This window comes from Sphingobacterium thermophilum (assembly GCF_039541675.1).
Classification (GTDB): Bacteria; Bacteroidota; Bacteroidia; order Sphingobacteriales; family Sphingobacteriaceae; genus Sphingobacterium; species Sphingobacterium thermophilum.
In genome coordinates this window covers 66602-78643 of sequence record NZ_BAABGR010000009.1, presented here as the reverse complement: position 1 = coordinate 78643, position 12042 = coordinate 66602, and the positions used below count along the sequence as shown (strand labels likewise).

Sequence of the window (12042 nt, the reverse complement as noted above, 5' to 3'; positions counted from 1 at the left end):
GGATAAGAACTAATTTAAATGGAATGAGCCCGGTAGAATACCGAGCTCATCATATCAAAAATATTGCATAAATTCGTCCAACTTTTTGGGGGCAGTCCAGATGAGAAGCCTTTTTAATCAATTATTTTGTGGTTTTCTTTTTTCTTGAGGAAACGAAAATTCCACCTAACAAGCCCAATACCAGTACGATGGAACCGGCTAGGGAAACTGCATTGCTGACCTTCACTGTCGTAGGTTCAAACACAAACTCTACTTTGTGATTTCCTCCCGGCAATTGCAATGCACGCAAGATATAGTTAGCACGAAGGATAGGCACCTCTTCGCCATCTACATATGCTTTCCAACCTTTATCGTAATACACTTCCGAGAACACAGCAAAGACATCATTCGGCGCAGTGTATTCGTATTCCAACTTATCCGGATGATATGAAGTAAGCTTTATGGAAGCGTTGTTGGCAAGACCTAATCGCTTCTCGTCGATTTTGCTTTTGAATTCTTGATGTACGAAAGCCTCTTTGGAAGGATCAAAGCTGTTTATTGCCATCATCTCTTCGTCATTATCCTTCACGAAGGTCACTTTGTCCACAAACCAAGCGTTGCCGGCAGCAGTTGATCTTCTTTGTATGCTTTCTACATTATTCTGAGAATCCTTTGTGATAAGGTAACGAACGTTGAACATATCCAACACATCCTCATTGATTGCACCATTAAACTGGTGTTCCAAAATTTCTTGGAAGCGCATCAGCTTTGCAGCATGGTAGCCGCCTAGACTCTTATGGAAGTATGAAGTTCTAGCATCCGAGAATGGATTGGTCGTCAAATCCAACACGCGGTAGCTAAGATCTTTATCCAGCTTTATCAATTGATCTACCTCACGCTCCACAATAGGATTTTTCAAGACACTCTTATCTACGAACGCATCGTTATTTAGATATCTTTTATCTACAGACCAAAGATCTATTAATGTTATAGCTCCTACAGCCACAATAAGCACGGTAGCATTAGTCTTTCTTTTCAGGAAGGCCCACACAAATGCAAAGATCAGCACTAAGATAAAGAACGAACGCCATGCATCCGATGATGCTAAAGAGGCCCTATCTTTGATCAGAGCATCAGCCAACTGACTAGCTAAGTTAGCATCCCCTAACTGTTGCGACAACATGGCCACAAAGTTCTGATGATCGGCAATGCGGAAACTTAATATATTAGGCATTAAGGCCACGATTAGACACAGGACCCCCACAACACCAAAGCTGTAAAGCACCTTTTTATCTAAATCCACAATTTCCTCTTTACGAGTAATAATCTCATGTATCGCTAATGCAGCCAATAAAGGAATCAGGATGGATGGAATGATCAAAATAGATTCTACCGCTCTGAACTTATTGTACATCGGAAAATAGTCGAAGAACAAATCGGATACTAATGGGAAATGTTTACCAAACGACAGCAATATGGTTAGGATGGTAGCCCACAGAATCCACCACTTCAACTTTCCTCTAACCACAAACAAGCCTAAAATGAAAAGTGCCACTATGCCTACACCAAAATACCAAGGTCCAGAAGTAAACGACTTCTCTCCCCAATATGTTGGAAGGCTCTGGGCGTACATCACGGCTTGATCTTGAGGAGCTCCCAGATTAGTGAAAAACTTCGCCACATGAGACTTTTCATCCAATACGCCTTGCGACTTGCCGCCATAAGCATTAGGGATGATGAAGGTCAGGTTTTCTCCTACCCCTTGGCTCCAAGCGTATGCATATTCCTTATCCAACCCTGCGGTGGATTTGCCATCTTCTGTCTTTGTAAGGTTAGCTTTACCACGAGTTGTCAGCTTGCTGTATTCATAGGTAGGAAATAGCACGGTGGCATTTACCGCTACCGCCAGAATTACTGCCCCAAGCTGTACAGCAGAATTCTTAACAAAATCCGCAATCTTCTTCTCACGTATAGCATAGTAGAGCTCTACCCCTACATATACTAAAAGCGCTAGGAAAAGGTAATAAGTCATCTGTACGTGGTTGGTACGTATTTCCAACGCCAAAAATAAGGCTAGTAAAAGTCCTCCCCACAGCCTATTACCTCTATAGCACATGATTACCGCACCTATAATCGGCGCTAAATAAGCTATGGCATAAGCCTTGTTCACATGTCCTGCCTCTATATAGATGAAGTTGTAGGACGAAAATGTTATAGCGATGGCGCCTGCCGCGGCCAACCATGGTTTAAGTCTTAACACACAAAGAAGAAAGTAGGCTCCCAAAAGATAAGTCAAAATGATATCTGCCGGAGAAGGGAATACAGCCTTTATAGCTTTACTGATGTATGTCCCTACGTTCGTAGCGTGTTCATACCATATCTGATAGGTAGGCATACCTCCAAACATGGAGTTTGTCCAGTTGGGCGCATGTCCATCTTTTTCTTTGTAGTCGAAAAGCTCTTTCTGGCTTCCCATGGCCTGCACAACGTCGTGTTGTGAAAGTACCTTACCTTGCCATACTGGTGAGAAATAGAAAAATACCAGTACAAAGAATATAGCAATAACAATTAAGTGTGAGGAATTCTCCTTAAACCAGTTTTTCATGAATTGTTTAGCGGTTATTTTTGATAATGTCCCAAAAATATAGAATTGCTTTCAATATTTTACAAGGCATTATGGAATTAGTTTCCCTTTTCGATCAACTTTTTGATGTCCGAAAGTTGACCGAACAGCACAAGCAAATCATTTTCCCTCAAAACAGTATCCGACTTAGCGATACCTGTAGCTTCCTTATCTCCACCATTCTGACCCGTGATAGTCGTCAGCACTATAACTTTGTATCTGTTTGTCAGGTCAGCCTCTCTCAAGGTCATACCCACATATTTGTTAGGCACCTTGGTCTCTATAATACTATATCTGTCTGATACCTTAAAGGAGTCTACGATGTCAATGTTGTCCAGCCGCATGGCAAGCCTTTCAGCAGCCTCCTCTTCCGGCATGATATATTCGTCCATCTGCATAGCTTCCATCACCGTCTTTTGAAGGTCAGAAACCACACGGCCTATAATTCTTTTTACGCCCAGCTGTTTCACCAGAGCAGCGGTCATCAAGGATGCCCCTTCGTCTTCCCCTATAGCCACCACCAAGGCATCACAGTCTTTCAGTGGCAAGGAGCTTACCGCCTCACGGTCAGTCGTATCCAGACACACCGTATGGGTAATTTTATCTTTCAGCTGCTCCACAATCTGGATATTTTTGTCGGCGGCGATAACCTCATGGCCTAGCTCTGTAAGATGTATGGCCAAGGAGCGGCCGAAGTGCCCTAATCCTAATACTATATACTTCATCGAATATCTTTATTATAATCAGAAAAGAAGCTTCTCCGTTGGGTAAATATAACTCTTGTTTTTTGTGTTTTTAATGAAAGCTACCAACAATGTCAGCATACCAACCCTTCCCACAAACATCGTAAAAATCAGAATAAACTTACCTGCAGGGCTTAACAGAGGTGTCACCCCCATACTTAAACCACAGGTAGCATACGCCGAAATGGATTCAAAAAGCAAAGGAATCATTTCTATCTGCGGATCGGTAACATTCAAAAGAATGAAAGAGAATGTGATAGCCAACACTGACAGTACTATAATGGCAAAAGCTTTATTTACAGATTCTGCAGCAATCTTCCTTCTAAATATTTCTATAGAATCCTTACCACGCGCCAAAGCAATGATATTCATGAAGGCCAAGGCTACAGTCGTCACCTTCACTCCTCCTCCTGTTGAGCCTGGAGCCACACCTATCCACATCAGCGTAGTAATCATAATCAACGAAGGCACACTAACCATATTTATGTCCACACTGTTGAATCCCGGCGAACGTGAAGAATTAGCCATAAAAAAGGCTGTTATCCATTCTCCCCAAGAGTTGCCTTCTTGCATCAGCGAATGCCTCTGCTCCATCAGATAGTAGGATATCGTAGCCAACACCATGACGACCACGTTACATAAGACAATAAACTTGGTATTGAAAGAAAAGGACTGTGCCTTATGCACAAAATGTTTCTTCTGAATCACCGCTTTGATAAGTCCTTGCACCTGCGTCCTTATATAAGTATAAAAATTGTACACGGTACCGAAGCCCATTCCTCCAAGAATGAAGATGAAAGCCAAAACCATCTGGAAAGAATAGTTAAAGCGGAAAGCTTCATTGCTAATACCGCCACTCATAGTAGTAAATCCGGCATTACAAAAAGAAGATACCGAATGAAATATGGAAAAGAAGACCCTTTCCCCCACGTTATCAAAGAGGCTTTCTTTCACCGAAAAAAAGATGAATGCCGCCCCTATCAATTCGAAAAGCAATGTGATGGAAATAATGGTCAGCAATGTATTGATAACCGAGTTAAGCTTATTCTGCCCCAAAATCTCCCCAAACATCAGCTGATTCTTATAAGAGAATCCTCCGGAAAAGAAATAGCCAAAGAAGCCGGTGAAGGTCATAATACCTAACCCTCCCACCTGCATCAATATCAAAATCACTGTTTGGCCGAATAAGGAAAAATTGGTCGATATATCGGTCACCGTGAGTCCCGTGATACATACCGCACTGGTAGACATAAATAGTGCATCCACAAAGCCTAATGGCGCAACCAAAGATGTACGTGGTAACATCAACAGCAATGTGCCCACCAGAATCAGTCCGATGAAACTTATAACAAATAAAATTGTAGGGTTGAAGTAGAAGTTGTCGAAGAAAAGAGTGCTCTTGGATAATTCCGAGAGAAATATCACACCTATACCGAAATACATCCATTCGTCACGAGCGAAGTAGTCTAGCCATGGACTGGAGCTCAACCGCGCAAGAATAATCAAAAAGAGAATGGCTACTACTGCTAAGCCTGAATATTGAGAAACATTGATTTTCCGGCTGGCGTAGAGATATGAGCCTGTGCGTAAAACTTCCAGCAGAGAAACTCCATAGAACATGCAGTAGATTGCTCTTTTGGTGCATCCTGCCATGACAGGATCGGTGATATAGCCTACATGAGCTATGACTGTCAACGCACATATCATGCTCACATAAAACATAATTCTATCCACTATCCCCTTGCGGTAGCGAAACAAAAATTTTAAAAAGCTCGCTATGGAATCCATAGTACAAACATAGCAATATAGTTTGCTTATAAGCAATTAGTTTTTCGAATCCTCTTTAGAATTATCTTTTTTCTTAAACAAACCTTTAATAAAATTTCCCGTTTTCTTGGTTACATCTTTTGCTCCTTCGACGATATCTTTTCCCTTATCCACCACATCTTTGCCTGTATCTGCCAATCCCATCAGTTTGGCCTCACGCTCCTTACTTATTCCCGTACATTGCTTGATGCCTTCCAGCAGACTTTGCCAGAGTGTTTTGAAGAAAGTATGCTCCGGAACGCGGGCATAGTTTACCTTACCTATATGATATTCACCTTTGTCATCAGGGTTGCTGTCGTTTATCAGAATATGATTTATAAGATAAGAAACTACTTTCTTTGAGGATTGTGTGCCCTTTTCGTCTACTTTGTTGAGGATATTTATTTTCAGATTGTCATAGTCAAAACGAAACTCTCCCCAGTTTTTTCTATCGGTACCTTCCATATTGAAAGCGATATGCTTTATATTTCCCGAGGTAATTTCCACATTCAACAGAGGCCGTAGGATTCTGTCGAAGGCAGTAGCCTGCATAGGACCGAGAGTGCCACTATAGGTATGATAGCCCGTGGGGCTTAGCATATCAAAACCAAATTTAGCATGCAGAGATCCTGTATTCATGATTCTTGCTTTCAGATCTGCTCGCATAAAGCGGTCCTTTTTTAAGGCCATCGTGTCGTTCGTCACATTGGTCAGCACCCCTGTAGCATGGTTAAAACTGATTGATCCCTCTCTAAAATATTTGCCACTCATCTCATGATACGTCACCGAAACGTTGTCAACCACCACCGTGTCCAGTCGCAGGAGTTTTGTCATCTTCATGAGCTTCTGATGAGGGGAATGTCCTATTTTTACTACCGGATATTTGGGATAGCGCTTATCTGCAGACAAGTCCACAGCGCCATTTTTCAACTGTACCTTCGCCGCAAGGGTCTTCTGGTTGTCGATAAGTTCCTTAAAGTCCAAATGTTCCACGCGCAACGTGTCAAACTTCAAGACCGCCATCGTCACATTTTGCTTCTTCAACTTATAGAAAGTGGGTTTATTCATCCTAGGCCTATACTCCACATCGGTAAAAAGTACATTCTGCTCGCGCGTATTTATCTTCAGTCCTTTGAATTTTGCCTTATAAAAGCCGTCGGGCAAGTCGTATTCAAAACCCGGAATTTCGACCAGCACCATTTTTGTATAGTAAAGCCTGCTTGTATCTTCTAAAGATGTTTCATCTATCAATACGTCATGCACGCTGACCTTGGCCTTTTCCAGATTCATGACACTACGGTTTCCCGCTTCATATTTTGTATATCTGAACTTTATATTATCCATATGGATATCCCTCACATTCACTGCCGTAAAGATATTCTTAATACTTTCGTAAAGTGTCTTACGCGACTTATCCCGAATGGTGTCATTAAAAGAGTGGTATTCACTTATCAAATGCAGCGATGGTTCTTCGAGAAGTATGGTACGTATATTGAGCTTCTTTTTGGACAAAGCATCCAGCAAACTGAAATTTCTAACTCTCAGCTTTTTGATCTTTATGTGATAACGATTGTTTGGAGCCTCCTGGGCCTCTACCATCCTGCGGTATACAGCCGAATCGGGAATAAGCTCGGCATTTGAGAGAGTAGCATTTCCTAAACCTATATTCAGATCCAAGTCTTCATATTGCAAAGTATAAAGACCATTAGTTGAATAATGGACCACCTCTTTAAGTTTGGCCTCAACGATAGGCTTCCAGTTGTGACTATAGTACCATATTACTCCCACTAGCACAAGAATACTAAGAAGCACTCCGCCAATGATCCATTTCCATATTGGTCGCATAAGCTTAATTTATTGAATTATAAAACAATAAACTAAGCACTTTGTTCATATTGGAATAATTTTATGCTTTAATTTCGGTTATCTTCGTTATAGTACATGCTTACATAGCTGTCATATCGTGTCGGCGAAATAAGCCCTTCTTCCACCGCCTCTATCACTACACATCCGGGCTCGTTGATATGTACACAGTTATTGAACTTACATTGGTTGAGGCGGGCCCTCATCTCCGGGAAAAAGTGACAGAGTTCCTGCTTTTCTATATTCACTATACCCAATTCGCGTATGCCGGGAGTGTCTATCAGTTTACCTCCGAAAGGGAGATGAATCATCTCGGCAAAGGTCGTCGTATGCTTGCCCTTATCCGACCAGTTGGAGATATCACCGGTTTTGAGATTGGCTTCCGGCACAATAGCATTAATGAGAGTAGACTTCCCTACTCCGGAATGGCCCGACACCAAGGTTACCTTATCTTTGAGAAGTGCTTTGATCTGATCTATATTGGTTCCTTCGACCGCAGACACAGCATAGCAAGGATAGCCTATACTTTCGTACATAGACTTATATTCTTCAAGGATTTCCAACCCTTCCTCGCTAAAAAGGTCCAGCTTGTTGAACACCAAAACTGCCGGTACATCATACGCCTCCGCCGTCACCAAAAACCTGTCGATAAATCCCAGAGAGGTTGGCGGCGAAGCCAAGGTCACCACCAAGATAGCCTGATCCAGATTGGCTCCTATAATTTGTGTTTGCTTGGACAGGTTTACGGATTTACGGATGATATAATTCTTGCGGGGCTCCAGGGCCGTAATCACTGCTGTGTCCTGAGAGGACTCTATCTCAAACTGCACCCAGTCGCCCACAGCGATAGGATTGGTCGTCTTTATTCCTTTTATCCTGAACTTTCCTTTAATACGGCAATCATACATGTGCTGATCCTCGCCTAACACCTGATACCAACTACCTGTAGACTTTACGACTAATCCTCTCATATATAAATTGCCTTATTGTATGTATTCTGTTACGACCGTTTATACAAAAGTCGCAAAAATTGTTAATATATGGCTTATCGATTTTATTACCTTTGTAAAGAGACTTAAATTAATTTATAGTGAAAAAACTATTTCTTCTGGATGGAATGGCTCTAATATACAGAGCCTACTTTGCACTGAGCAAGGTGCCAAGACTGACTTCTTATGGCCTGAACACAGGGGCTATTATGGGCTTCACGAATACTCTTCTTGAAGTTCTTAAAAACCAACAGCCTACACATATGGCTGTAGTTTTTGACACCGCAGCACCGACAAACAGACATATAGAGTTCGAATCCTATAAAGCGCATCGTGAAGAGATGCCTGAAGATTTAGCCAAATCCATTCCCTATATATATAGACTTATCGAAGGATTTAATATTCCACTGATCACCAAAGATGGTTATGAGGCCGACGACATCATCGGCACGTTGGCCAAGAAAGCCGAAAAAGAAGGCTTTACCGTCTACTGTATGACGCCGGACAAAGACTTCGGACAACTAGTGTCTGAGAACATTTTTATTTATAAGCCTGCCAGAATGGGTAATGGCGCCGAAACGTTAGGTGTTGCTGAAATCCTAGAAAAATGGGAAATCAGCGATGTATCGCAGGTCATTGACATTCTTGGGCTTTGGGGAGATGCTGTAGACAACATCCCCGGCATTCCTGGGATCGGAGAAAAGACTGCTAAAAAGCTGATCCAAGAATTCGGCTCTATAGAAAACCTGATTGCCAATGCCGATAAGCTAAAAGGAAAGCTCAAAGAAAATGTCATCAACCATGCCGAGCAGGGGCTAATCTCTAAAAAGCTGGCTACCATCCTTCTGGATGTGCCTGTCGAGCTGGATGAAGAAAAGCTCAAACTATCAGAGCCGAATCGCGAAGTGTTAGAACCTCTTTTTGCCGAGCTGGAATTCAGAACCTTGGGAAAACGGGTATTTGGCGACGACTTTTCTGTGCTGGACACATCGAAACCGAATTCTGCACAGATGGACCTCTTTGCCTCACCGGCAGAAATATCACAACCAGCAGAAGTATCCTCCACAACAGCTGCTGCTGGCGCTAACAACATCCATAACACGCCGCACGAATATATCCTTTTGGACCACATCGAGGCCGTCAAAGCCTTTGCTGAAGAGCTAAAAACACAGACTGTGTTCTGCTTTGACACCGAAGCCACAGGTTTGGAGGCGCTCACGGCAGATATCGTCGGCCTTTCTTTCTGTTATGAGAAAGCAAAAGCATATTATATCCCTACCCCGCAGGACAGGAGTGGTGCCCTAGAGATTTTAAACATCCTAAAACCTATTTTTGAGAATGAAAGCATAAAAAAAGTAGGTCAGAATCTAAAATACGATATCCTTCTGCTTTCCAAATACGATATACATGTCAGAGGACAGATCTTCGACACCATGTTGGCACACTACCTTATAGATCCGGATACCCGCCACGGCATGGACATCTTGGCTGAGACATACCTCAATTATACACCGGTATCTATCACCGAACTTATTGGCAGCAAAGGCAAAAACCAAGGAAACATGAAAGATGTGGACATCGACAAAATAAAAGAATATGCCGCAGAGGATGCCGACATCACGTGGCAGCTTTATGAAAAGTTTGTTCCACTACTGGAGAGCACCTTTACCAAAGAATTGGCTGAAAAGGTAGAGTTTCCATTGGTGTATACATTGGCGCAGATGGAAAGAAACGGTGTAAAAATAGATGTCGACACGCTCCACATATTCTCCCAATCTCTACAACAGGATATTGCGGAGCTCGAGAACCGCATCTACGAAAAGGCAGGTATAAAGTTCAACATAGCTTCACCAAAACAATTGGGGGAAGTGCTGTTTGACAAACTACAGTTAGACCCTAAAGCGAAAAAAACAAAAACCGGTCAGTATAAAACAGGAGAAGACGTCTTATCCGCCTTAGCCCATAAGTCGGACATTGTACAAGACATCCTCGATTTTCGTCAATATCAAAAGTTGAAGTCCACGTATGTAGATGCTCTCCCAACCTTGATAAACCCGAATACCGGACTTATACACACTTCCTACAACCAAGCTGTGGCCGCCACAGGACGTCTGAGCTCTACAAATCCGAATCTGCAAAATATCCCTATTCGTACGGAAAAAGGAAGAGAAGTACGTAAGGCCTTTATTCCGCGTGAAGAAGAAAATATTATCCTTTCTGCCGACTACTCGCAGATAGAATTACGCATCATGGCTGAGCTAAGCCAGGACGAACACATGCTGGAAGCTTTCGCTCTTGGGCAAGACATCCACCGTGCTACGGCCGCCAAAGTGTATGGTGTGGACATAGACCAGGTTACGGCAGACCAAAGACGTAATGCAAAGGCGGTAAACTTCGGCATCATCTATGGACAGTCCGCATTTGGTCTATCACAAAGCCTCGGCATACCGCGCAAAGAAGCTGCAGATATCATCGAACAATATTTCAAGCAGTACAAAGGTATCAAGCAGTACATGTCTAAAGTGGTAGAAACCGCCAAAGAAAACGGCTACGTAGAAACTATTCTCAAACGACGACGTTATCTGCGCGACATCAACTCCGCCAACATGACCGTAAGAGGATTTGCCGAGCGAAATGCCATCAATGCCCCTATCCAAGGTTCTGCAGCCGATATGATTAAGGTGGCGATGATAAACATCCAAAAAGATATCGAAGACCAAGGTTTGAAAGGCAAGATGATCATGCAAGTGCATGACGAGTTGGTCTTCGACATTCCGGAGAAAGAACTCGACGCCTTTAAAAATATTATCTTACATCGGATGCCAACAGCCATACCTATGCGTGTTCCGATAGTCGTGGAAATAGGCATCGGCAAAAACTGGTTGGAAGCTCATTAAAATTATGGAAGCTCTCAAAAGATTTATATGGCTTGTCCTGCTGCTGTTCAGCTCCAACGCCATGGCGCAAACCACCCGCTATGCGGAGCCGGCAGCAAATGGATACATAAGGCTCTTCTTCGACCATAAATATTATTTGGTCGACAAAAACTGCCAATATAAATCTATTGAAAGAGTTGCTCAATTTGACGATGCAAAACTCCAATTTGACGGTCCTTTCAAGGACTTCAACAGCTGGGGAAAACTAATTCTGGAAGGTCACTATCTCAACGGAAAGAAAGAAGGAACTTTTAAAGCGTACCACCCTAACGGACAACTAAAATGGGAGGTAGACTATAAGAACAACTTTCCTTCCGGCCAATGGAAATACTATTATCCGGATGGGAAACCTATGCTGGTGTTATATTACGACACACTCCATAATTTCACTATACAACAATATTGGAACCGAGCAGGAGAACACAAAGTTGTCGATGGCAACGGAGAATATGTCATTAGAGCTCCCATAGTAGGTTATACAGATCAAGGGTTCAGATCGTACAGCCGCTCCGGCAAACTTGCCAACGGCAAGCCTCACGGTGTGTGGTTTACCCATGGCCAATGGCGTGAAAACGAAACCGGTGCCCTTCTCTTTGTAGAAAGATTCAAAGACGGGCAACAGCAAAGTGTATACTACGAAGAACCTTATGTGACAGAATATTTGGATGAAGATGATTTTTCTTTTATTCCCACAGAACATTTTCCCTTTGCCGAAGTCGGACAGAAGCATGAGTGCAACTTCGACAACTATTCAGGATTCCTAGAATATACCAAGAAGAAGTTCTCCTTCCTGATTGAATCCCTTCCCTTGGAAAGAAATCATCGGGAAATGCAAATAGCCGTACTTTATGTCGTCGGAAAAAATGGCGAGCCTATCGACGCCAAAGTCGTGGAAGAACCTCAGAACCTTAATACAAGAGAAAAAAGAAGATTAATAGAAATCTTTGAAAGTATGAATTACTTTATCCCATCCATGCTAGACGAGGAGCCTATAAAAGACAACATAACCATTACCTTGACTCTTCATCAGGAGGATGATGAGATCGTCATGACAGGCTTCAATCTGAAAAGAGAAAAAGGCTACTAGCTGAATATTCGCTCCA

The 12042-nt window shown here is 42.6% G+C and carries 7 protein-coding genes; 2 read left to right on the top strand and 5 right to left on the bottom strand.

Translation table 11 applies throughout. The features are described from left to right. Window positions 1-121 precede the first annotated feature (121 nt). The 5 genes from ABD873_RS05150 to rsgA all read right to left on the bottom strand — a co-directional run bounded on the left by ABD873_RS05150 (window position 122) and on the right by rsgA (window position 7985). Window positions 122-2584, bottom strand: coding sequence for a YfhO family protein (locus ABD873_RS05150; protein WP_345065559.1), 2463 nt, complete (start codon window positions 2582-2584; stop codon window positions 122-124). Between the two features lie 77 nt (window positions 2585-2661). Further along, window positions 2662-3327: a potassium channel family protein gene (locus tag ABD873_RS05145; protein WP_039054065.1), complete on the bottom strand. Its 666-nt coding sequence runs from the start codon at window positions 3325-3327 to the stop codon at window positions 2662-2664. A gap of 18 nt (window positions 3328-3345) precedes the next feature. Continuing rightward, window positions 3346-5133: a TrkH family potassium uptake protein gene (locus ABD873_RS05140; RefSeq protein ID WP_345065555.1), complete on the bottom strand. Its 1788-nt coding sequence runs from the start codon at window positions 5131-5133 to the stop codon at window positions 3346-3348. 36 nt (window positions 5134-5169) lie between these two features. Next, window positions 5170-6996, bottom strand: a complete 1827-nt coding sequence (locus ABD873_RS05135) for an AsmA family protein (protein WP_345065552.1) — start codon at window positions 6994-6996, stop codon at window positions 5170-5172. Window positions 6997-7064: 68 nt separating this feature from the next. Further along, window positions 7065-7985, bottom strand: coding sequence for a ribosome small subunit-dependent GTPase A (rsgA, locus tag ABD873_RS05130; RefSeq protein ID WP_345065549.1), 921 nt, complete (start codon window positions 7983-7985; stop codon window positions 7065-7067). 119 nt (window positions 7986-8104) lie between these two features. Here rsgA and polA point away from each other — a divergent pair, with 119 nt between their 5' ends. After that, on the top strand, window positions 8105-10900 hold the full coding sequence (polA, locus tag ABD873_RS05125) for a DNA polymerase I (RefSeq protein ID WP_345065546.1): 2796 nt from the start codon (window positions 8105-8107) through the stop codon (window positions 10898-10900). A 4-nt stretch (window positions 10901-10904) separates the two neighbouring features. Further along, the gene (locus ABD873_RS05120) at window positions 10905-12026 is read left to right on the top strand and encodes a toxin-antitoxin system YwqK family antitoxin (protein WP_345065544.1); all 1122 of its coding nucleotides are present in this window, start codon (window positions 10905-10907) and stop codon (window positions 12024-12026) included. Window positions 12027-12042: the final 16 nt, after the last annotated feature.